The sequence below is a fragment of the Vibrio ruber DSM 16370 genome, assembly GCF_900163965.1.
GTDB classification, from domain to species: Bacteria; Pseudomonadota; Gammaproteobacteria; order Enterobacterales; family Vibrionaceae; genus Vibrio; species Vibrio ruber.
Genome location: NZ_FULE01000026.1, coordinates 40456 through 61655, shown reverse-complemented (window position 1 = coordinate 61655; position 21200 = coordinate 40456). Strand labels below are relative to the sequence as shown.

The window sequence follows — 21200 nt, the reverse complement described above, 5'->3', positions numbered from 1 at the left end:
TCTCAACCTTCAATTTGACAGCACATAATAGTAGATTGAGAAAAAGTGGCAGGCACAACCACTGAGTACGAAACCATGCCAGATAGCGTGATTATACGGTATCTTTTTCGCCACGTAGAAAATAACCCCCAGCGTATAAATGACGCCCCCGGCAGCCAACAACGTTAACCCGCCGATATTCAGGTGAATCGCCAACTGATAAACCACGACTAGAGAAAGCCAGCCCATCACCACATAGATCACTAAAGATAAGCGCTTAAACCGGTGAATAAAGGCGATTTTCAAGACAATACCAACCAGTGCAATCAGCCAGATCACAATCATTAATCCAATTGCTAAGGGTGTTCTCAGGCTAACCAGAAGAAAAGGGGTATAACTCCCGGCAATCAACAGGTAAATCGCGCAGTGATCAAAGGTTTTCAACCAGCGCTTGGATTGCTGCAGCGGAATCGCATGGTAAAGCGTCGAGGCCAGAAACAGCATAATGATGCTGCCACCGTAGATTGCAACACTGGTGACCGTCAAAACATCATCGCCTCCGGATGTCGCTTTCATCAATAGCATAACTAAGCCAATGATGCCCAGAATCAAGCCGACACCGTGCGTAACCGAATTCCAGATCTCTTCTTTGAGCGTATATCCCTGATTCAACGAGGTCATGTGAAACTCCTGAGGATTCATATCATCGCTGAGTATGGCACATTTCAACTTACATGTGTAAGCTGAATTTTATGTGCTTTCTTCCAGAAAATCGAATACCCGTGCAGAGATCGCTTCAAGCGGTGTCTCAACCGGAATGATCAGATGGCGCTTCAACGCACCACTGCCAAGCAGATGAGACAACATGCCACCGACACCTCGCTGTTGCCGATCAATTTCAAACCATAGCTCCAGAGCCGACTCAGAACGATAAGCAACAACTTCAACTTCACGCCAGCGACCATGATAAGGCCCGGTCGTCGGTACAAACTCAAACTCCTGCACAAACGGCAGCTCGAATCCACTGGCCGCTTCACATTCAACCTGACGAATTCGGAATCCCTGAGACTCAAAAGCACTAAATACGGCATCGAGCAGCGGCTCCGGCCTTACGGTAACTTCGTCTGTATCTGTCGGGTCGGAGGCGAGCGTAATATCCAGACCGGTTTCCAGCCAAACTTTTGCATCACCAATCGTGATAGGCGTATTCCAGGGAACATTGAATGTCACCAAGAAATCCCGAGTCTCTCCCGGATGAATTGTAAATGCATATGGCAAATGCCATTGATCCAAAACACAGTTCCGGCGCACTCGGTGTGTCCGGGATTTTCCCTGAGGATCATCTCCAACCGGCTCTTCGTCAACATAGTGACAACACAACCGCGCATCAATATTGTCAATTTCCTGCGCTGTCGCTCCCCCATAGACATGGATCGTGACATTGGCTTGCTGCCCGGGTTGGAGCACCTCTTGTTGCAAAACAGTATCAACTTTCGCTGACCCGATACCAAAACTTGCGAGGGTTTTCTTCAAGAAAGACATATCCACCTCCCCCAGCCTTCTGCGATTAATTTTATCTCATACAACCATCGATAAATTGGTTATCCATAGTAATACTGAACTTTGCCAGAACTCAATTCTCAGCATCAATAATTTAAATTTTATGACATTGTATGAACAAAAGGTTATCGATCAATCCATATGTAAATGCTATGCTTATCGAAGTGTGTATAAATTGTACATACGAAATTCCTAGACAGCTATTCGGAACGGTTTGCGCCAGATGAGCCCACCTTCAGCAGTGATGATGAAGTCTTGACTCAATAGCTAATCTAGGCCATTGAAATGGCAAGGGAAATGTCTGACCGTTAGGTATATATATGCGCCCAACATCAGTCAGGTTTTCGCACTCACATGGGAGTGCGTCACGGCGTCGAGCAAGCTTTGCAGCTTCTAGACCAAAAGTAAAAGTTGCCCCTGTAATGACTCCGGCAGAAAAACGTGTTCATGCAGCACCGGAAGTATCAACCGAAGTAAAAGCAGCATAAGTCAACCCAATGAAAGCGCAGTAAAGTAATGAGCTGCGCTTTTTTATTGCCGCTTTCACATTGGTTTCCCGCTTTCAATTTGCTACTTTACCTGAGTAATCCCACACAGGCGCCATGGAGAAACCAATGAAATGTCACCGTATTGAAGAACTGCTCGAACTGTTAGAGCCCGAGTGGCAAAAAGATTCAGAGCTAAATCTGCTCGCGTTTTTGGTCAAGCTCGCGAATGAAGCGGGTTATCAAGGCGACTTAGCAGATTTAAGTGACGATATCCTGATCTATCATCTGAAAATGCGCCATAGTGCCAAAGATGAGATGATTCCGGGTTTGAAAAAAGATCAGGAAGACGATTTTAAAACCGCCATATTGAAAGCTCGCGGAATTATCCAGTAATTACGTATGACAACTACGCATGACCCCATCAGGGGTCTGTTTCATATGAAAATGGACCGATTCAGCAATCATGATTGAATCACATCATGTTATCTGTCAAATCATATCTTCCGGTTATCTTTAATTTAATCTATCGAACTAACTAATAGATAATTTTAATAATTAAGCATCGATTTAAAATATAAAAAAAACATATAAAATAAATTTAAATATTAATTTTTATAATCACTTTGTATAAGCACATTTTCTATGTGGATGTCTATCAAAAAACATCATCTCCAACCAGTAAAATTGACCAACAAATAATCAATCAGCAATGATATGCTTTCGCTCACATAAAGTTCATATAAAAAGAGGAACGTCAGTGAGTGCAAAGGCTAAATTAACATCCTATATTGGGGGATTATTTATTATCATTGTTACAATAATCTCCACTGTATGTTTTTATAATTTTCGTTCTTCATCCAGCGAAAATTATACGGAGAAACTAACCAATCAATCGACTTTAATCTCTCAAGTCATCGAGCTTGAAACCACAAGAATATTCAATATTCTTGACATTGTCGGAGACACCCTTCCGATTAAAAATGGTCAGGTGAGCGACGAGCAAAAAATGCTCTCAATACTCAAGGATCTTTCCAACAAGATTGACCTCCTCAATGCTTATGTTGCGTTACCTTCCGGCGCTACATTCTCCACCAGTTCAAACGGCTTTATTCCCAAATTTAATGCCGGACAGAAACAACGAGAATGGTTTATTCGTGGCATGAAAGGAGAGCAAAATATTGTCACGACACCATTTAAAAGTACAGCCGGGCGAGATGTCATTGCACTGGCCAATCCAATATATCGGGATAATAAAGTGATCGGTGTATTATCGGTCAATTTTTCGATTAATACTGTAAATAAATTCGTCGATAAGATATCAGAAAATAAACAAGTTTTTGTCAGCCGAACCGATGGCTTTATTTTTTCATCCAAAAACGAAGATGAAATTGGCAAAAATATATTTAAAATAAGACCATCTTATGCACCTTATCAAAATAAAGAAAAAAGTGCCCACTCTTATACGCACGATGGCAAAGAATATTATGTCACAGAAATCACTATCGATTCTTTGAACTGGATGGTTTGGTCATGGGATGCTTGGGATAATATTCTTCAGCCGTCAAAACATAATTTATATTTAACCACCGTATTAGCAATTGTCTTGTTGTGTGTATCACTAGGCATCGTCTATTGGCTGGTCATTCAACTGATGTATAAGCCGGTTGGCGGTGAACCTCAACAAATCTCTGAGATCGTAGAACAAATTGCGCATGGTGATCTATCTCACCAGCCAGTGACGTCACAGCAGACGACAGGGATCTATCGCTCCATTCTCCACATGGTAGCCAATCTTCGGCATATCATTACCAATATCAATGACTCAGCCGCGAATATCGACCAAGTCTCTCAGACGCTTTCTTCTTCGGCTCAATATGTGAATCAAAGCTCACAATCCCAAATGAATCAGTTAGAGCAGACTTCGACGGCGATGAATGAAATGACCGTCACTGTCGATGAAGTGGCTCAAAATGCCCTGAACGCATCTTCGGCAGCAGAAGAAGCCGCGAAAAATTCACAACAAGGATTAGATGTTGTCAAAGAGATGAGTCAAGACATCCGGATGTTAGTTCAAGGGATGGAACAAGTGGTGACAAGCACAGCGCAATTAGAGCAAGAAACCATTGATATCGGCGGCATTCTTGATGTGATCAATACCATTTCGGAACAGACTAACTTACTGGCCTTAAATGCCGCGATTGAAGCAGCGCGGGCGGGTGAAAATGGCCGGGGATTCGCGGTTGTCGCAGACGAAGTCAGAGGGCTTGCCAGCCGAACCCGGGAGAGCACCGAGCAAATTCAGACGGTCATCGAACGACTGCAAGGCGAAACCAAAAAAACCGTTCAGCTCATTGCATCAAATAATGAAAGTGCGAAACATACAGAAGAACGTTCATTACACGCAACCAATGCATTAGAAACAATCCGGCAATCCGTGATGGTGATTCAGGATATGAACAGTCAAATCGCGACAGCAGCAGAGCAACAAACGCATGTTTCCGCGGAAATCAATGCCAGTATTGTTGAGATTAATGATCTGGCGAAGGCGACCGCGGAAACATCGGATGACAATGCGGATAAAACTAACCAACTCACGGGGATAGCCGCTGATCTATCGCAATCTGTCAACGCATTTCGCCTGTCATAAATGATGCTTGTAAAATATACTGGGGGAACACCGATTTCCCCTTTTCCTGCAAGACGCCATTTCTCATCAGTGCTTGTTGCACAGCACTAAGTAACTTGCAGATGTCGTACCGGTTTGGGGATATTGTCAATCAATGTTAGTCTCTTATCATACTTCACTGACCTACCAACCAAGCTTTTATCATGACACAAGCAACCTTTCACTTTGATGCGCTGACACCGGATCTGATGTGGTACGCACTGGAAAGTATCGGTATTCGTGCCGAATCCGGATTCTTACCGTTGAATAGCTATGAAAACCGGGTTTACCAATTTACCGATGAATCTCGTCAGCGCTACGTGGTGAAATTTTATCGCCCGGAGCGATGGACAACCGAACAGATCGAAGAAGAGCACCAATTCGGACAAGAACTCGCTGAATCAGAAGTGCCGGTTTCCGCTCCGATCATCTTGCAGAACAAAACCCTGCACACATATCAGGGTTACCGGTTTGCCCTGTTTCTCAGCGAAGGCGGACGCCAGTTCGAAATTGACAATGTTGAACAGCTTGAGTGGGTGGGGCGATTCATGGGGCGTATTCATCAAGTTGGTGCCAAACAACCGTTTATGCACCGTCCGACGATCACACTGGACGAATACCTTTATCAACCGCAACAGTTACTGGAGCATTCGACCTTTATTCCATCCCATATCGAAAAGGCGTTTTTCTCTGATCTCACTGTGCTGATTGATGGCATAAAAGAGACCTGGCCGGAACAAACAAACAATATCCGTCTGCATGGTGACTGCCACCCGGGCAATATTCTCTGGCGTGATGGCCCGATATTTGTCGATCTGGACGATGCCCGTAACGGCCCGGCAATTCAGGATTTATGGATGCTGCTCCACGGTGATCGCGCAGAGCGGCTCACACAACTTGATACAATCCTTGAAGGCTACCAAGAATTTTGCGATTTTAACCCTTCTGAATTGAAACTAATTGAACCATTGCGTGGTCTACGCATGGTACATTACATGGCATGGTTGGCAAAGAGATGGCAAGACCCTGCATTTCCGGTCGCTTTCCCTTGGTTTAATGACCCCAAATATTGGGAGGGACAAGTGCTAGCATTGAAAGAACAAATTTCTGCACTGGAAGAAACGCCACTTTCTTTTATGCCGCAATGGTAACCCCGATACCCAAACAACCTCGACAGGATCGCTTCAACAAAACGCATTGCTGTGACTTTGCAAGAGAATGTTTCACCGGCATTGCATGTGTGCAGTAAGGCGTGATTTAAAGGTGGGTGTAATACAATAATTGGATCATATGGAGTTCATCATGAAAAAGCTTTTAGCTTTATTTACAACGTTAATCGTCAGTCTCTCTATTCACGCAGCTCAGTTTAAAGAGGGCGAATACTACAAAGTCCTTGACCGGCCGCATTCCGAAAACCCGAAAGTCATGGAGTTTTTCTCGTTCTATTGCCCACACTGTAATGCGTTTGAGCCTATTGTTGAAAAACTGGCAGCACAACTTCCAAAAGGCACTGAATTCCAGCGTGTTCATGTTTCATTCATGGGCGGCAATATGGCACATTCGATGAGTAAAGCCTACGCGACGATGGTTTCTCTCAATGTTGAAGATAAAATGGTGCCGGTAATGTTTGACCGCATCCATAATAAACGACGCCCGCCGCAGAACGATGAAGCGCTGAAGCAGATCTTTACCGATGAAGGGATCGATGCCAAATCATTCGATAATGCTTTTAACAGCTTTGCCGTTGATTCCATGGTTCGCCGTTTTGATAAAACCTTTGAAGAGAGTGGCCTGACGGGCGTACCGGCGCTTATCGTCAACAATAAGTATCTTGTTCAGCCGCCACGCAATATTAAAACTGAAGAATACTTTGAGCTAGTGGATTATTTGCTGAAAAAATAATGCTCTCAGGTGTCGGTTCAGGTAACAACTGTAACGATAACTCAAAACAATCAGGGAGCCGAAAGGCTCCCTTATGTGTCAATAACGAACGTTCTTCACTTCTTCACATGGCTCATCAGATCTCATTGATAGATATCATCCAATAACCCATCTTTATGTTCCCAGACACCCCCCAGCCATTTCTGAAACTGGCGCTTATAAGGTTTGTCATTAAAGTAATCACCGGAAACCCGCTCATCAACCGGCAAAACTCGAACCCGAACCACAATGCGCTGCATTTTGCCCATCAGCATATCTTTAAATGGCATGTCCTGATTATCCGGATAGGCCAACGTGACATCGAGAATGTTCTCAAACTGCTCGCCCATTGCCGCCAGCGTATAAGCAATGCCGCCGGATTTCGGTTGTAACAGATGCCGATAGGCCGATTTGGTTGCACGTTGTTTTTCCGATGTAAACCGCGTGCCCTCAACATAATTCACCACAGTAGTCGGGATATGCTTGAATTTGGCACATGAGCGTCGGGTCGTTGCCAGATCCTGCCCGCGTTTTTCCGGATGACGCAACAAATATTCTCTTGAATAGCGGCGCATAAACGGCATATCCAGCGCCCAGCAACTCATCCCGATAAACGGTACATACAATAACTGCTGCTTTAAGAAAAACTTGGGCATCGGAATCCGATCTTTAAACACACTGCACAGCACGACGATATCCGTCCAGCTCATATGATTACTAATCATCAGATACCATCCGCGACGATTTAAGTCATCGACGCCCTCAACATCCCATTCAACCGGATTGGACAGATGCAAAATCCGCATATTTATTGTAGCCCACAGCCACATAAACCAATTGGCAAGCCGCGTCGCATAAGCTTTCAACGATGGTGTCGGCAACAACAATTTAATCAAAGCGGCCACACAGATCGCAACAGAACAAAAACCAGTATTCACCAACACCAAACAGGCGTTTACAACCAATAAAACGTAAGCCAGCATAAGATAGACGTCATTTCCGCGCAAAGAATCAAATAGCGTGTGATTATACAAATTTAGTCATTGAATAACATGCTTCTCTTTGCCTCCTTCACTGGACTCAAACAATGGCATAATGTGTAATCACAGTGATCGATTTAAACCGCTTGTATCGTCAGTTGCTTCAATAATCGATCCATCGCACGATATCCCAACGCTTCTGCCAGATGTGCCCGCTGTATATGTTCCTCTTCTGCCAAATCAGCAATAGTGCGGGCAACTTTAATGATGCGGTGATAAGCACGAATAGACAGACCCAGACGGTGCAATGCGTTTTCCAGAAACTCGGCATCGGATTTTACCAGCGGGCAGAAAGTTTCAATTTCCCGGCTGGTGAGCAGCGAATTCGCTTTCCCCCGTAAACGCAGCATTAACTCTCTAGCCCGAAGCACTCGCTCACGAACCGCCTGTGTGGTCTCTCCCCGACCACCGCCTTCAGCAAGCATGCCTTTAGGTAAAGCCGGGATTTCAATAGACAGGTCAAACCGATCCAATAACGGCCCTGATAACCGGCTCAGATAACGGAGAATGTGTTGCGGATTGATCCGGCTCTCCTGGCCTTCATAATAGCCGGTCGGGCTTGGATTCAACGCACCGACTAACTGAAAGCGCGCCGGGAAACGGGTTTTACCTTGCGCCCGGGAAATGACAATCTCTCCCGATTCCAACGGTTCACGTAATGAATCGAGCACCCGACGTTCAAACTCCGGCATCTCATCAAGAAAAAGTAATCCGTTATGAGCCAGCGAGATTTCACCGGGACGAGGAATCGAACCACCGCCGACCAAAGCGGCCATCGAACTGGAATGATGCGGTGCACGGAATGGTCGTTGTTTCCAGTTGTACTGATGAATGTCCTGCTGCGTCAGCGATGCAACCGCTGCCGTTTCCATGGCTTCTTCATTACTCATCTCAGGCAGCAAATCACACAATCGGGAAGCCAGCATCGTTTTCCCCGTTCCCGGAGGCCCGAGAAACAGTAAATTATGATGACCGGCTGCTGCAATTTCTAAAGCACGCTTGCCCTGTTGCTGGCCAATAATATCCTGCAAATCCCGCGAAGACGTCGGTTGCTTAATCTCGGGCTGAGACTGATACAACCCCAGTGACAAATCGCCGCACAACGCCTGACAGACTTCCTGCAAACTCCCGGCAGAGTAATGCTGACCTTGCCCGACTAAGGCCGCCTGATCACCATTCTCATGCGGCACAACCAAAGCACGCTCAGCCAGCCCGGCAGCCAAAGCTGCGGGTAATACCCCTTTCACAGTTCGCAACTGACCGGATAACGCTAACTCCCCTAAAAATTCATAATTTGCCAGATGATCCGAGATGATTTGATCCGAGGCAGCCAGAATGCCTAAAGCAATAGGCAGATCAAAACGCCCGCCCTCCTTGGGTAAATCGGCCGGTGCCAGATTGACCGTGATACGCTTGGGGGGAAATTCAAACCGGGAATGGATAATCGCACTGCGAACCCGATCCCGTGATTCCTTGACGGTGGTTTCCGGTAACCCCACCAGTGTAAATCCGGGCATCCCATTACTAATGTGAACTTCAACAGTCACCAATGGTGCTTCGACCCCGACACTTGCCCGACTATGAATGATTGCTAACCCCATATAATTTCCTTGTGATTGATTTATAAATATTCATGGCATCAATCAGTGATACGCAGAATGTACAGGGGTAGGTATAACGTAAGCGGAAAATAAAAGAATATGAAAAAAGAATGATATTTTCCTTGTCATGTAACAGAATTGTATGTTACACACTAGGTATGTCGAGATTTTCATCAATCTTGGAACATTAACTAACAATAAGATTTCTATTCATGATGCATCTGATCGTCCGTTTACATTCTCTAATTAGCCTGATTCTAGTCGTGGTCATTATTGATTCCGCGCGGGGGCTACTGGACGAAAGATAGCAGCAAGATGAAAAAAACCCCCGCACTGAAAAGTCCGGGGGTTTTTTTTAGCCTGCACCATAATAAAACGTACTCCGACCGAGTCGGAAAAGCGGTATAACGGGAGTCGCACATGAAGTGCTCACACAACACAACACGAAGCAACAAGAACAATAAATCTACGGGAGGGTCACGATGACCGGAGCTCAACTCGTCGTAGCAGCCCTGAAGCAACAAGGTATCAAAACCGTGTTTGGGTATCCGGGCGGTGCGATTATGCCAATCTACGATGCTCTGTATGATGGTGGTGTCGAACATATTCTATGTCGTCACGAACAAGGCGCAGCCATGGCAGCAATCGGGATGGCAAGATCAACACAGGAAGTTGCCGTCTGCATGGCGACATCAGGCCCGGGAGCAACCAATCTCGTGACGGGGCTGGCAGATGCTTTCCTTGATTCTGTCCCACTGGTTGCAATTACCGGACAGGTTGCCAGCTCCCACATCGGCACGGATGCATTTCAGGAGATGGATGTCATCGGCATGTCACTGTCCTGTACCAAACACAGTTATCTGGTGACCGATATCAATGAACTGGCACCGACATTGGCGGAGGCATTTGAAGTTGCCAAAACGGGACGCCCCGGGCCAGTGATCGTTGATATCGCAAAAGACGTTCAGCTGGCCCAATCCCCGGTGACCACGCTTACCCCATTTACTCCCCCTGCCATGCCCCAAGTTAATTCGGATGAACTCACTAAAGCGCAAGCGATGCTCAACGAGAGCCAGCGACCGGTTTTTTATGTCGGAGGTGGCGTTCAACTCGCTCATGCGACCGAAACAGTGCGAGAGTTTTTACGCCTCAACCCCATGCCTTCAGTCAGCACGCTCAAAGGATTAGGCTCGGTTGAACGTCATGACCCGCACTATCTGGGGATGCTGGGGATGCACGGAACCAAAGCGGCCAACCTCGTTGTTCAGGAATGTGATCTGCTGATCACCGTCGGTGCGCGTTTTGATGACCGGGTGACCGGCAAGCTTGATACCTTTGCCCCACACGCCAAAGTGATTCATATTGATATCGATGCCGCAGAGTTCAATAAACTCCGACGTGCCAACGCTGCGCTACGGGGCGACATCAATACGATTCTGCCACAACTGGAACTTTCGCATGACATTAGTGCTTGGGTACATCACAGCGAGAGCTTGCGCAGTGGATTTAAATGGCGTTATGACCATCCCGGTGAACTGATTTATGCACCGCTGCTGCTGAAACAGTTATCCGATATGATGCCTGAAAACTCGATTGTCTCCACCGATGTTGGCCAACATCAGATGTGGGCGGCTCAGCACATTCAGCCAAGATCCCCGCAAAACTTTATTTCATCCGCCGGTCTCGGCACCATGGGGTTCGGTTTACCGGCCGCGATGGGGGCAGCCGTAGCACGTCCCGACGATCAGTCGATTCTGATTACCGGTGACGGCTCGTTTATGATGAATATTCAGGAGCTGGGCACATTAAAACGTCGCCAGATCCCGGTCAAAATCGTCTTGTTGAACAACCAGCGTCTGGGAATGGTTCGTCAATGGCAATCATTGTTCTTCGATGGTCGCCACAGTGAAACAATTCTGGACGATAACCCGGATTTCATCATGCTGGCACGCGCTTTCGATATTCCGGGCAAAACGATTACCAAGAAAGAAGAAGTGGAACCGGCTTTACAAGAGATGCTGGCAAGCAAAACCGCTTATCTGCTGCATGTGGCGATTGATGAAGAAGAAAATGTCTGGCCACTGGTGCCACCCGGTGCATCAAACAATGACATGCTGGAAAATACATAGGAGACACCAGAAATGGAAAGATATTTACTCGACATCAAAGCTGATGATAAGCCGGTTCTGTTAGAGCGTGTTCTGCGTGTCATTCGCCACCGTGGATTTGTGATCAAACAGGTTGCAGCGACCCAAAACCATGAAAGTAAAGTTGCCAGCGTCGAAATTATCGTCGATAGCGACCGACCAATCACCACACTCATCAATCAAATCGAAAAGTTGTGGGATGTGCGTACCGTTGATGTCATTCAAATCAGCAATAACGAACTACCGAACAACAATTTACAACAAAAAATTTGTGCATAAGGAAGAAATAATGGCTACTAATACTGCGGATTTTATATGGTTCAACGGGGAAATGATGCCATGGGCAAATGCTCAAGTGCATGTTCTGACGCATGCAATGCACTATGGGACATCAGTATTCGAAGGGGTTCGCTGTTATGACACCCCCAAAGGCCCGATTGTGTTCCGTCATCAGGAACACGCACAACGTTTAGTCAATTCTGCCAAAATTTATCGCTTCCCGATCCCATACTCTGTTGAAGAAATTATGGAAGCAACCCGGGAAACCTTACGCGCAAATAAACTCACTTCAGCTTATATCCGCCCATTAGCATTTGTCGGTAACGTTGGTCTGGGAGTTTGTCCGCCAAACGGTACTGAACTGGATTTGATTATCGCGGCTTTCCCATGGGGTGCCTATCTTGGCGAAGAAGCATTGGAAAATGGCGTCGATGCAATGATTTCCAGTTGGAACCGTGCAGCACCGAATACCATTCCGACCGGTGCAAAAGCAGGCGGTAACTACCTTTCTTCGCTACTGGTTGGTGGTGAAGCGCGCCGTCACGGTTATGACGAAGGGATCGCCCTGAGCGTGGACGGATATCTGTCCGAAGGTGCGGGTGAAAATATTTTTGTCGTCAAAGATGGCGAACTGCTGACACCGCCGACCACCAGCTCGATTCTGCCGGGAATTACCCGTGACACGATTATGATTCTGGCCAAAGATCTCGGCTATACCGTGCGCGAAGCTAATATTGCCCGCGAATCACTTTATCTGGCTGATGAAATTTTCATGACCGGCACCGCTGCGGAAATCGTCCCGGTGCGCAGTGTTGATCGCATCAGTGTCGGTGCAGGAAAACGCGGCCCGATCACCAAAGTGATTCAGGATGCCTTTTTCGGACTGTTTAACGGAACTACTGAAGATAAATGGGGTTGGTTAGATTACGTCAATCCGCAACCAAACGCCTAACCCCAACAGAATTAAGTAAAGGACAACACAATGCCGAAGTATCGTTCAGCAACAACAACACATGGTCGTAATATGGCAGGAGCACGTGCGTTATGGCGTGCAACCGGTGTCAAAGAAGATGATTTTGGAAAACCGATCATTGCTGTTGTCAACTCATTCACCCAATTTGTACCGGGCCATGTTCACCTCAAAGACTTAGGTCAGATGGTCGCCCGTGAAATTGAAGCCGCCGGCGGGATTGCCAAGGAATTTAACACCATTGCCGTCGATGACGGTATCGCAATGGGTCACGGCGGAATGCTCTACTCGCTGCCGTCCCGTGAACTGATTGCCGACTCCGTCGAATATATGGTCAATGCTCACTGTGCCGACGCGATGGTCTGTATCTCAAACTGCGACAAAATCACCCCGGGAATGCTGATGGCCTCACTGCGCCTGAATATTCCGGTAATTTTTGTCTCCGGTGGCCCGATGGAAGCCGGAAAAACTAAACTCTCTGATCAGCTCATCAAACTCGATCTGGTTGATGCAATGATTCAGGGCGCAGATCCAAACGTATCTGACGAACAGAGTGAACAGGTCGAGCGTTCCGCCTGTCCGACATGTGGTTCTTGCTCTGGCATGTTTACGGCCAACTCGATGAACTGTCTGACCGAAGCGTTAGGCCTGTCTCAGCCGGGTAACGGTTCTCTGCTCGCGACCCATGCGGATCGCAAAGCATTATTCCTCAAAGCCGGTCAACGTATCGTCGAACTGACCAAACGTTATTATGAACAGGATGATGCTTCGGCTCTGCCGCGTAACATTGCCAACAAATCAGCATTTGAAAATGCGATGGCACTGGATATCGCAATGGGCGGTTCAACCAATACCGTCCTGCACCTGCTCGCGGCAGCACAAGAAGGTGAAGTGGACTTTACCATGGATGATATCGACCGCATGTCACGCCGGGTGCCACACTTGTGTAAAGTTGCACCGTCAACGCAAAAATACCATATGGAAGATGTTCACCGGGCTGGCGGAGTCATGGGAATTCTTGGCGAACTTAACCGCGCCGGTCTGCTCAATACCGAAACCAGAACGGTGCTCGGCCTCAGCCTGCAAGAACAGCTGGCGCAATATGACATTATGCAGACAGAGTCTGCTGATGTGAAAGCGTTCTACCGTGCCGGTCCTGCGGGTATCCGAACAACGGAAGCATTTTCACAAGATTGTCACTGGGACACACTGGATGATGATCGTCAGGACGGCTGTATCCGTGCTAAAGCACACGCCTTCAGCCAAGATGGCGGCCTTGCTGTCTTGAAAGGCAATATCGCACTGGACGGTTGTATCGTCAAAACTGCCGGAGTCGATGAAAGTAACCTGAAATTCCGTGGCCCGGCGATTGTGTTTGAAAGTCAGGAAGATGCGGTTGAAGGGATTCTTGGCGGTAAAGTGAAAGCCGGTGAAGTAGTCGTCATCCGCTACGAAGGGCCGAAAGGCGGCCCCGGCATGCAAGAAATGCTCTATCCGACAACGTATCTGAAATCGATGGGATTGGGTAAATCGTGTGCGCTGCTGACCGACGGCCGCTTCTCCGGCGGCACATCCGGTCTGTCGATTGGTCACGCGTCTCCGGAAGCTGCTAACGGTGGTGCTATCGGGCTGGTGAAAAACGGTGACATCATTGATATTGATATTCCCGGACGCACCATTGCACTGGTTGTGTCAGCGGATGAGCTGGCAAGCCGTCGTGCAAAGCAAGATCAACTCGGCTGGAAACCGGCCAACCGTCAACGCGAAGTCTCTTTTGCGCTGAAAGCCTATGCCAGCATGGCAACCAGTGCTGACAAAGGTGCGGTGAGAGATAAATCAAAGCTAGGAGACTAGTCGATGACATTCACCAATCAAACCGGCGCAGATTATCTGCGCCAGATTTTGCGCGCTCCGGTCTACGAAGTGGCACTTGTCACACCATTCCAAGACATGCCCCGGCTTTCAGCCAGACTCAATAACCGGGTTCAGCTCAAACGTGAGGATCGCCAGCCGGTCCACTCGTTTAAGCTGCGCGGTGCTTACAATATGATTGCTAATCTGACTGAAGCACAGAAACAAGCCGGGATTATTACAGCGTCCGCAGGAAACCATGCGCAAGGACTGGCCTTATCCGGCACCAAATTAGGGGTTAAAGCCACCATCGTAATGCCAAAAACCACGCCGGATATCAAAGTTGATGCGGTGCGCGGATTTGGTGGCGAGGTGGTGCTATTCGGCAATAACTTCGATGAAGCCAAAGCCGAAGCCGAACGACTTGCTGCAGAATATCACTATACCTTTGTGCCACCGTTCGATCATCCGCTCGTGATCGCCGGACAAGGCACGATAGGCATGGAAATGTTGCAACAAAACGGTCATCTGGATTATATCTTCGTCCCGGTCGGGGGGGGCGGTCTGGCAGCCGGTGTCGCGGTGCTGATTAAACAGCTGATGCCCGAAATCAAAGTCATTGCCGTTGAACCGGAAGAATCCGGTTGTTTAAAAGCAGCACTTGATGCCGGTGAACCGGTTGTACTTGAACAGGTCAGCATGTTCGCCGACGGGGTCGCAGTCAAACGCATCGGTGATGAAACATTCCGTTTGTGCCAGCAATATCTGGACGGTCATATCTCGGTGTCCAGTGACGAAATCTGTGCCGCGGTGAAAGATATCTTTGAAGATACCCGGGCGATTGCTGAACCATCCGGTGCGCTGGCGCTGGCAGGTTTGAAAAAATATGCAGAACAGCACCAACTCACGGGTAAACAGCTGGGGACGGTTCTCTCAGGTGCCAATACCAACTTTCACGGCTTACGCTACGTTTCAGAACGCTGTGAACTGGGCGAAAAACGAGAAGGTCTACTTGCCGTCACCATCCCTGAACGCAAAGGCGCATTTTTCGAATTCTGCCAGATTCTCGGTGGCCGGGCGGTCACGGAATTTAACTATCGTTACAATGATGATTCACTGGCTAATGTTTTTGTCGGGATTCGTCTTGCCGGTGGACCGGAAGAGCTCAACAGCATCATTCAGGATCTGCGTAAAGCCGGCTATCCGGTTATCGATTTATCAGATGACGAAATCGCCAAGCTGCACATTCGTTATATGATTGGCGGAAAACCGTCCAAGCCGCTCAAAGAACGGTTATACGCATTCGAGTTTCCGGAATATCCCGGAGCGCTGCTGAAATTCCTCAGCACACTCGGCACGCACTGGAATATCAGCCTGTTCAACTATCGTAATCATGGTGCCGACTACGGTCGGGTTCTGTGTGCGTTTGAGCTGAGCGATGACGATTTAGTCCGTTTCTCAGCACATTTGGTTGAACTGGGTTATCAGTATAAAGATGAAACCGACAATCCAACCTATCGGTTCTTTTTGTCTTAAACAGAGAGTCTGGAATCATCGGCACTCTGTCCTCGTCATGCCAGCCATGTCATTGGCTGGCATGATTGCGCGTTAACACCGGAAAGCCCGCAACCATCAGAGCCCTCGGGTAAGATGAAGCGCCTGTCCTTTGTTTCTGAGCACATCGGTCAAAACTTGATTCCCGTTTTTTATAACGATCAATATTTATAACAATCAAAGTTTATAACGGTCAGATATCGAAACTGCAGACAAAAAAAATCCCGCATTACAGCGGGGAAGCCCAAGAAAACTGGGATAGTGTCGGAAATGTAGCATTGTGTTTAGAATTGTTTTTCAATCAATGCTTGGATGTATCGTGTTGATGGATTTCCAACCAAAATCCGATCATTGCAGCAATAACGCCCCATACTGGCATGAGTGAGACCTGTTCCGCCCCGGATGTATTCACCACCAGCGCCCCAAAAGAGATAATTCCCATCAGCGCATAGAGAGTCAGTCTGTCGATTTTATTCTGCATTCTCAGCTCCTCGACATAACATGTTGCAAACATGTTAAATAAATTAAAACAAAAAGTTTCATTTGCCAAGAGATTATTGAATATTTTTTCTTCGCAAGTATCATTTGACATTCAAATGACTAACAAAGCTACCCGCCATGACCATTGATAAATCATTAGCCAACTACATATTAGAGGCAGAGGGATTACGGTGTCCCGAACCTGTCATGATGGTCAGAAAAACCATTCGTTCGATGCAAGACGGTGAGACATTACTGGTGATTGCTGATGACCCCTCAACAACACGCGATGTGCCGAGCTTCTGCCGGTTTATGGATCATCAGTTATTGGAAGCTCAAACTGAGCAGGAGCCTTATCAATTTTTGATTCGGAAAGGGCTTGAGTCGCATTGATATGACAAGCCATCCGCTATCTATTGGTTAGCCAAAGCATTCACTTCCGCCAACGCTCTTTCCAGATTTTCTTGTGCAGCTTGGTAGTCGGATGGGTTTTCATCAATCGCTTGTTGCAAATAAGGAATGGCCTTGTCAGGCTCCCCCTGAATCATGAGAAAGTGGCCGATATGATTTAATGCTTCATAGTTTTTCATTTGCTGTCTAAAAACATGCAGCGCTCGATGTGCCTTGCCTTGTTCGAGATAGATCAAAGCCAGATTATTCTGCGCTCTGCGGTTATCCGGATCGAGTGAGAGTGCCGCAAGCGTGGCACGCTTTGCTTCAAAATAATCACCACTCATGTAATAGGAATAACCGATATTCAGCAGCAATTTGCTCGATTCAGGCTGGATATTCAGCAACTTTTTATACAGCGCCTGAGCCATTTCATGCAGAGAATCCATATCATAAACAATCCCCAGCCCCATATATGCGTCGATGGGAGACTGTTCATCAATGTCTAAAGCCGCCACCCATTCGATATTATCGTGTATTTGATTCAGGTGGGTAGAGTGATTCAAACGCGCCTGATCAGCATCAATCGCCCGGAGAAAGTAACGTTTTCCTATATCAAACGCCCCTTTTTTACTGTAAATCATCCCCAGTTGCTGCAATACATCGGTGTTATCAGAATTGTCCTGCAAAGCCATCTGATAGGCTTTCTCTGCTAACGCTTCACGCTGATGCAGTTGATGAATTCGCCCGATTTTATACAGAGTTTGATCTCGCTCCTGTCCCGGTTTCAGACTCAGGGAACGAATATATTCAAACAGTGCCAAATCATCGTTCTGTTCGCGCATTGCGGCATCACCCCGCTTAATGGCTTCTTGTTCGGTCTTCGCTGCATCAGTAACGTTCAGGCTGCTTAATGGGCGGCCATCATACAACTGCGCCATCATTGACGTCTGTTTCTGGTGGGTTGCACATCCAGTCATCAACCCAACCATTAATGTCACAGCGATGCACACAGATTGTTTCTTCATCAGCATCAGCAATTCCTCATCCTGAACCCAGCACCACGATCACTCTCCCATAAGTTCTCCCGAAATGACAACAACTAGGTAATCTGATGAGCAAGTTCTTTGCCTTCACCGCGATGATTATCCAAATCTGGGATCGCAGCTTGAGACACATTCAGCATACCGCTATAAGCCTGTTTAGCCATAAAATTAAATTTTTCCTGTTCGCTGGCTAATAAATCCCAATGCTCATGAATCATCCGAGACAAATGAATCAACCGAGCATATTGCGGGCTTGTAGTGGCAGCATCCGGATTCTCGCTGTGCTCAATCGCATCAACTACTGAATCAGGAAACTTCCACCTGGTGGCGAGCTTTCCTCCCAACGCTGGAGCCGTTGTCTCAAGAACCTGCTTTTGTGCTTCTAATGGTGCCATTCCGTGTTTAATTTTGGCTTGAATTTCTGATGCCAGTTCAGGTACTAATGAGTGAATCATTAATTCTCCAACATTATGTAAGACACCAATCGTAAACGCTTCATTTTTATTCAGACCAGCAGCAGGTGCCAATTGACTCGCAATTACTGAGATTTCGAATGTATCGGACCAGTATTGATCCATGTCTAATGTTTTGACTTGATTAAAAGCACTGGATAATACAGAAGCAACAACCAGTGTTTTGACGGCACCAATCCCGACTCGAATCAAAGCGTCATTGACTGATGAGATGGTTTTACTCCCACCAAAATAAACCGAATTTGCCATTCTCAACAAACGCGCACTCAGCACTTGGTCCATGGCTATTTTTTTAGATAACGCATTAAAATCAACATCTTCTTGGTTGACCATTTCGAGCAATTCTTGCAGCAATGACTCGATTCTTGGCAGTTCATTTAAGCGATTGATCATTTCCGCTTGACTCATTGATTACTCTCCATATTCGAGTGAGACAATAAAAAGCTTAGGAGAGAAGTCGTAAAATATCTTGTGACCAGAAGTACAAATATGAAAACCAAATCATAAACCCTGCTCGCCCCCAATAATCATGTTGATTGATTGTAAGCGGTTTATCTGGCTGAGATGAGGAGTGTAGGCGGGTTTGACGACACATGATTACTGACAAAGAAATAAATTACGTCACCAATAAATCAGAATAAAAGACTAAAAAGAGGTGGAATGATATAAACAGATGATATAAACAATGTTGCCCACCAGTCGGTGAGCAACAGGACAATCAAAGCATTGTCGAACAGACACACAAGGTGCCTGTTCAGCTGACAATTAAGCTTCGATTGGCTTACGCCAGTCGTCAGCACCTGAAGTACCCGCGTTAACGTGGTCCCAAGTGATCTTACGGTAAGACATAGAAACAGTCAGGTTTTGCGTGAAGTCAGAATCTGCTGGGTTTTGGCAGTGTGGCATTTCACACTTGATGTCAACGATAGTTGCGTTTTCAAGTGTTGTGGTGAAGAAGTTTTCTTGTTTACCTTCGATTGAAGTGCGGTACCACTTCAGCGTTACAGAAGACATTTTCTCACCAGAAGCCAGTGCGTTATACAGCAGTGGAACGGCTTTGTTCAGGTTCACAGTGAATTTGAAAGGCTTGTGAACACGTTGACCAGCAGGTTGACCAGACTGAGGGTCAGTTGGAACGCTCACGACGTGATCGAACTGTTGAACCATCATTTCATCTTCGTGACCTTCAACAAAAGAGTCACCGATAGAATCTGCTGTACAAGCGCCTGACGTGATTAGCCCCTGAGTTTCACCTTCGATAGAGATATAACATGGAGTTGGCATTCTGAATTCCTTCAATTATCTATAATAAGTTCATGTTTTTAATGCACATAGAACCTTTAGGCTCTTAAACAATAAGAGCAAGGGGTGTGCCAACTCACTCACATCAATAAAATCAATGTGTTATATAGATACAAAGGTAAATACAAGCAAGATCTTGCCCGGAGGCGAGCAAGAAGTTGCCCGGCGAGCAAAAAGTTGCCCGGAACAAGTGGAATAAGTATCACAAAAACGCGTCATCTCTGACGCGCTGAGGCATCAGAGATTCTTCTCATCCTGATAATGATGTTGCAGTTTTTCCACCTGTTTTTTCAGTGCCCGAACTTCCTGATGTAGTGGCACCACATGAAAAATCTGGATCCAAGACTCAACGAGCAACCCCATCAGAATGAGAGAACCCACCACCATCGGTAGCCACATATCGGTTAACATCATGCCCAGTATGGTCAGAATAAAGCCAAAACCGTACAAGTAAAATTGGCTTTTCAAGCTCATGCCAGTGTAACGAACTAACATACGCAACTCCCTTTGTTGACATCCTAGCATCACAGTAGCATGAGATTGATGACGCATGTATGTCAGATATCACGCTTGTCACCGATATGTTCACCAATAACGGACTCAGTATAAAATTGCTACACCAGCCAAACCGACAAACAGGACGGCTGTAATTTTCCGGATCAGCCCCAAAGGTAATCGATCTGCTGAGAGTTTCCCGATCAACACCACCGGCACATTCGCGATCATCATTCCGATAGTCGTTCCTAAAACCACCCAGAGCAAACCATCGGCAAATTGAGCCCCTAACACAGAAGTCGCAATCTGTGTTTTATCCCCTATTTCTGCTACGAAAAACGCAATAAAACTGGCAACAAACGGTCCCCGGCTTGAGCAGGCACCGTCATCATCCAGTTTATCGGGGATCAACACCCATCCCGCCATCGCTAAAAAGCTGACAAAAATGACCCATTTCAAAATTTCAGGGGAAAGGTATTCAGCAACGACGACACCCAGCCAGGCCGCGAGGGCATGATTGACCAGTGTTGCAAGGAAAATGGCACTAATAATCGGCAATGGTTTGCGATAGCAACTTGCCAACATTAATGAAAGGAGTTGAGTTTTATCACCGATCTCTGCCAGCGTTACGGTTGTGATAGATATAGCTAAAATATTCACGACATGCTCTCGGGGCAGGACGATTAACCATTAGACAAACATCACGCCCCACCCCGGTACCGCGATATTTGTCTAAGGTCTTGCTAAACTCCTGCGAGTCTCGAACGCCACGGTGATGGGCACCAATGATGTTGACGAACGAACCAGTGACATTGCCGCAGAACTTGCCAGTTCTGATCCAATGGTGTGGTAAGCTACTCCCCAAAGACGCAGCGATTCTAACGGGCTTATGTACGGAAAACAAGCATCGTATCGGTTTTATGTCGTGAAAAGAACAATGCACAACAATTAAACAAGATT

General features: G+C 46.7%; 21 protein-coding genes. 11 read left to right on the top strand and 10 right to left on the bottom strand.

Annotation, left to right across the window (positions count from 1 at the left end):
* Window positions 1–9: 9 nt before the first annotated feature.
* Window positions 10–660: a PAQR family membrane homeostasis protein TrhA gene (gene trhA / locus VR7878_RS09425; protein WP_077335568.1), complete on the bottom strand. Its 651-nt coding sequence runs from the start codon at window positions 658–660 to the stop codon at window positions 10–12.
* A 69-nt stretch (window positions 661–729) separates the two neighbouring features.
* Entirely contained in the window at window positions 730–1521 is a 792-nt protein-coding gene (locus VR7878_RS09420) for a sporulation protein (RefSeq protein WP_077335566.1), read from the bottom strand.
* Between the two features lie 632 nt (window positions 1522–2153).
* On the opposite strand from VR7878_RS09420, the gene VR7878_RS09415 reads away from it, so the two are divergent.
* The 4 genes from VR7878_RS09415 (at window position 2154) to VR7878_RS09400 (ending at window position 6594) form a co-directional block, all read left to right on the top strand.
* Window positions 2154–2420: a YihD family protein gene (locus tag VR7878_RS09415; RefSeq protein WP_059123199.1), complete on the top strand. Its 267-nt coding sequence runs from the start codon at window positions 2154–2156 to the stop codon at window positions 2418–2420.
* A 316-nt stretch (window positions 2421–2736) separates the two neighbouring features.
* The gene (locus tag VR7878_RS09410) at window positions 2737–4674 is read left to right on the top strand and encodes a methyl-accepting chemotaxis protein (RefSeq protein ID WP_370737078.1); all 1938 of its coding nucleotides are present in this window, start codon (window positions 2737–2739) and stop codon (window positions 4672–4674) included.
* Between the two features lie 182 nt (window positions 4675–4856).
* Window positions 4857–5843, top strand: a complete 987-nt coding sequence (locus VR7878_RS09405; RefSeq protein ID WP_077335562.1) for a serine/threonine protein kinase — start codon at window positions 4857–4859, stop codon at window positions 5841–5843.
* Window positions 5844–5994: 151 nt separating this feature from the next.
* Window positions 5995–6594, top strand: coding sequence for a thiol:disulfide interchange protein DsbA/DsbL (locus VR7878_RS09400; RefSeq protein ID WP_077335560.1), 600 nt, complete (start codon window positions 5995–5997; stop codon window positions 6592–6594).
* A gap of 122 nt (window positions 6595–6716) precedes the next feature.
* Here the strand turns inward: VR7878_RS09400 and yihG are convergent, their stop codons facing one another.
* A complete protein-coding gene (gene yihG, locus VR7878_RS09395; protein WP_077335605.1) occupies window positions 6717–7595 on the bottom strand; it encodes a 1-acylglycerol-3-phosphate O-acyltransferase, YihG family in 879 nt (292 codons plus the stop codon).
* A gap of 134 nt (window positions 7596–7729) precedes the next feature.
* Window positions 7730–9253 (bottom strand): YifB family Mg chelatase-like AAA ATPase, encoded by a 1524-nt coding sequence (locus VR7878_RS09390; protein WP_077335558.1) that lies wholly within the window; start codon window positions 9251–9253, stop codon window positions 7730–7732.
* 482 nt (window positions 9254–9735) lie between these two features.
* Here VR7878_RS09390 and ilvG point away from each other — a divergent pair, with 482 nt between their 5' ends.
* The 5 genes from ilvG to ilvA are packed head-to-tail and all read left to right on the top strand — an operon-like array spanning window position 9736 to window position 16036.
* Window positions 9736–11382: an acetolactate synthase 2 catalytic subunit gene (gene ilvG / locus VR7878_RS09385; RefSeq protein WP_077335556.1), complete on the top strand. Its 1647-nt coding sequence runs from the start codon at window positions 9736–9738 to the stop codon at window positions 11380–11382.
* Window positions 11383–11394: 12 nt separating this feature from the next.
* The gene (ilvM, locus tag VR7878_RS09380; RefSeq protein WP_077335554.1) at window positions 11395–11679 is read left to right on the top strand and encodes an acetolactate synthase 2 small subunit; all 285 of its coding nucleotides are present in this window, start codon (window positions 11395–11397) and stop codon (window positions 11677–11679) included.
* A gap of 10 nt (window positions 11680–11689) precedes the next feature.
* Entirely contained in the window at window positions 11690–12631 is a 942-nt protein-coding gene (locus VR7878_RS09375; RefSeq protein WP_077335552.1) for a branched-chain amino acid transaminase, read from the top strand.
* A 30-nt stretch (window positions 12632–12661) separates the two neighbouring features.
* Window positions 12662–14503: a dihydroxy-acid dehydratase gene (ilvD, locus tag VR7878_RS09370; RefSeq protein WP_077335550.1), complete on the top strand. Its 1842-nt coding sequence runs from the start codon at window positions 12662–12664 to the stop codon at window positions 14501–14503.
* 3 nt (window positions 14504–14506) lie between these two features.
* Window positions 14507–16036, top strand: coding sequence for a threonine ammonia-lyase, biosynthetic (gene ilvA / locus VR7878_RS09365; protein WP_077335548.1), 1530 nt, complete (start codon window positions 14507–14509; stop codon window positions 16034–16036).
* Window positions 16037–16355: 319 nt separating this feature from the next.
* Here the strand turns inward: ilvA and VR7878_RS09360 are convergent, their stop codons facing one another.
* Window positions 16356–16535 (bottom strand): hypothetical protein, encoded by a 180-nt coding sequence (locus VR7878_RS09360; RefSeq protein ID WP_139344064.1) that lies wholly within the window; start codon window positions 16533–16535, stop codon window positions 16356–16358.
* Between the two features lie 137 nt (window positions 16536–16672).
* Here VR7878_RS09360 and tusA point away from each other — a divergent pair, with 137 nt between their 5' ends.
* Window positions 16673–16927: a sulfurtransferase TusA gene (tusA, locus tag VR7878_RS09355; RefSeq protein WP_077335544.1), complete on the top strand. Its 255-nt coding sequence runs from the start codon at window positions 16673–16675 to the stop codon at window positions 16925–16927.
* A 20-nt stretch (window positions 16928–16947) separates the two neighbouring features.
* On the opposite strand, the gene VR7878_RS09350 is transcribed toward tusA, so the two are convergent.
* The 5 genes from VR7878_RS09350 to VR7878_RS09330 form a co-directional block, all read right to left on the bottom strand.
* The gene (locus tag VR7878_RS09350; RefSeq protein WP_077335603.1) at window positions 16948–17952 is read right to left on the bottom strand and encodes a tetratricopeptide repeat protein; all 1005 of its coding nucleotides are present in this window, start codon (window positions 17950–17952) and stop codon (window positions 16948–16950) included.
* Between the two features lie 74 nt (window positions 17953–18026).
* On the bottom strand, window positions 18027–18851 hold the full coding sequence (locus VR7878_RS09345) for an HDOD domain-containing protein (RefSeq protein ID WP_077335542.1): 825 nt from the start codon (window positions 18849–18851) through the stop codon (window positions 18027–18029).
* A 357-nt stretch (window positions 18852–19208) separates the two neighbouring features.
* Window positions 19209–19727, bottom strand: coding sequence for an Hcp family type VI secretion system effector (locus VR7878_RS09340; RefSeq protein ID WP_077335540.1), 519 nt, complete (start codon window positions 19725–19727; stop codon window positions 19209–19211).
* A 255-nt stretch (window positions 19728–19982) separates the two neighbouring features.
* Window positions 19983–20240 carry a hypothetical protein gene (locus VR7878_RS09335; RefSeq protein WP_077335538.1) on the bottom strand — a complete coding sequence of 86 codons (258 nt, stop codon included), beginning with the start codon at window positions 20238–20240 and terminating at the stop codon, window positions 19983–19985.
* A 105-nt stretch (window positions 20241–20345) separates the two neighbouring features.
* A complete protein-coding gene (locus VR7878_RS09330) occupies window positions 20346–20900 on the bottom strand; it encodes a TMEM165/GDT1 family protein (protein ID WP_077335536.1) in 555 nt (184 codons plus the stop codon).
* Window positions 20901–21025: 125 nt separating this feature from the next.
* Here VR7878_RS09330 and VR7878_RS21075 point away from each other — a divergent pair, with 125 nt between their 5' ends.
* Complete coding sequence (locus VR7878_RS21075) at window positions 21026–21169, top strand: hypothetical protein (protein ID WP_159440448.1); 144 nt, start codon at window positions 21026–21028, stop codon at window positions 21167–21169.
* Window positions 21170–21200: the final 31 nt, after the last annotated feature.

Excerpts from the sequence above, each read along its gene's own strand:
- ilvG (WP_077335556.1), top strand. The coding sequence starts at position 9,736 with ATGACCGGAGCTCAACTCGTCGTAGCAGCCCTGAAGCAACAAGGTATC.
- tusA (WP_077335544.1), top strand. The coding sequence starts at position 16,673 with ATGACCATTGATAAATCATTAGCCAACTACATATTAGAGGCAGAGGGA.
- trhA (WP_077335568.1), bottom strand. The coding sequence starts at position 660 with ATGACCTCGTTGAATCAGGGATATACGCTCAAAGAAGAGATCTGGAAT.
- VR7878_RS09405 (WP_077335562.1), top strand. The coding sequence starts at position 4,857 with ATGACACAAGCAACCTTTCACTTTGATGCGCTGACACCGGATCTGATG.
- VR7878_RS09410 (WP_370737078.1), top strand. The coding sequence starts at position 2,737 with ATGATATGCTTTCGCTCACATAAAGTTCATATAAAAAGAGGAACGTCA.
- VR7878_RS09420 (WP_077335566.1), bottom strand. The coding sequence starts at position 1,521 with ATGTCTTTCTTGAAGAAAACCCTCGCAAGTTTTGGTATCGGGTCAGCG.
- VR7878_RS09340 (WP_077335540.1), bottom strand. The coding sequence starts at position 19,727 with ATGCCAACTCCATGTTATATCTCTATCGAAGGTGAAACTCAGGGGCTA.
- ilvD (WP_077335550.1), top strand. The coding sequence starts at position 12,662 with ATGCCGAAGTATCGTTCAGCAACAACAACACATGGTCGTAATATGGCA.
- VR7878_RS09335 (WP_077335538.1), bottom strand. The coding sequence starts at position 20,240 with ATGTTAGTTCGTTACACTGGCATGAGCTTGAAAAGCCAATTTTACTTG.
- ilvA (WP_077335548.1), top strand. The coding sequence starts at position 14,507 with ATGACATTCACCAATCAAACCGGCGCAGATTATCTGCGCCAGATTTTG.
- VR7878_RS09390 (WP_077335558.1), bottom strand. The coding sequence starts at position 9,253 with ATGGGGTTAGCAATCATTCATAGTCGGGCAAGTGTCGGGGTCGAAGCA.
- VR7878_RS21075 (WP_159440448.1), top strand. The coding sequence starts at position 21,026 with ATGATGTTGACGAACGAACCAGTGACATTGCCGCAGAACTTGCCAGTT.
- yihG (WP_077335605.1), bottom strand. The coding sequence starts at position 7,595 with ATGCTGGCTTACGTTTTATTGGTTGTAAACGCCTGTTTGGTGTTGGTG.
- VR7878_RS09350 (WP_077335603.1), bottom strand. The coding sequence starts at position 17,952 with ATGAAGAAACAATCTGTGTGCATCGCTGTGACATTAATGGTTGGGTTG.
- VR7878_RS09415 (WP_059123199.1), top strand. The coding sequence starts at position 2,154 with ATGAAATGTCACCGTATTGAAGAACTGCTCGAACTGTTAGAGCCCGAG.
- ilvM (WP_077335554.1), top strand. The coding sequence starts at position 11,395 with ATGGAAAGATATTTACTCGACATCAAAGCTGATGATAAGCCGGTTCTG.
- VR7878_RS09375 (WP_077335552.1), top strand. The coding sequence starts at position 11,690 with ATGGCTACTAATACTGCGGATTTTATATGGTTCAACGGGGAAATGATG.
- VR7878_RS09400 (WP_077335560.1), top strand. The coding sequence starts at position 5,995 with ATGAAAAAGCTTTTAGCTTTATTTACAACGTTAATCGTCAGTCTCTCT.
- VR7878_RS09345 (WP_077335542.1), bottom strand. The coding sequence starts at position 18,851 with ATGAGTCAAGCGGAAATGATCAATCGCTTAAATGAACTGCCAAGAATC.
- VR7878_RS09360 (WP_139344064.1), bottom strand. The coding sequence starts at position 16,535 with ATGCAGAATAAAATCGACAGACTGACTCTCTATGCGCTGATGGGAATT.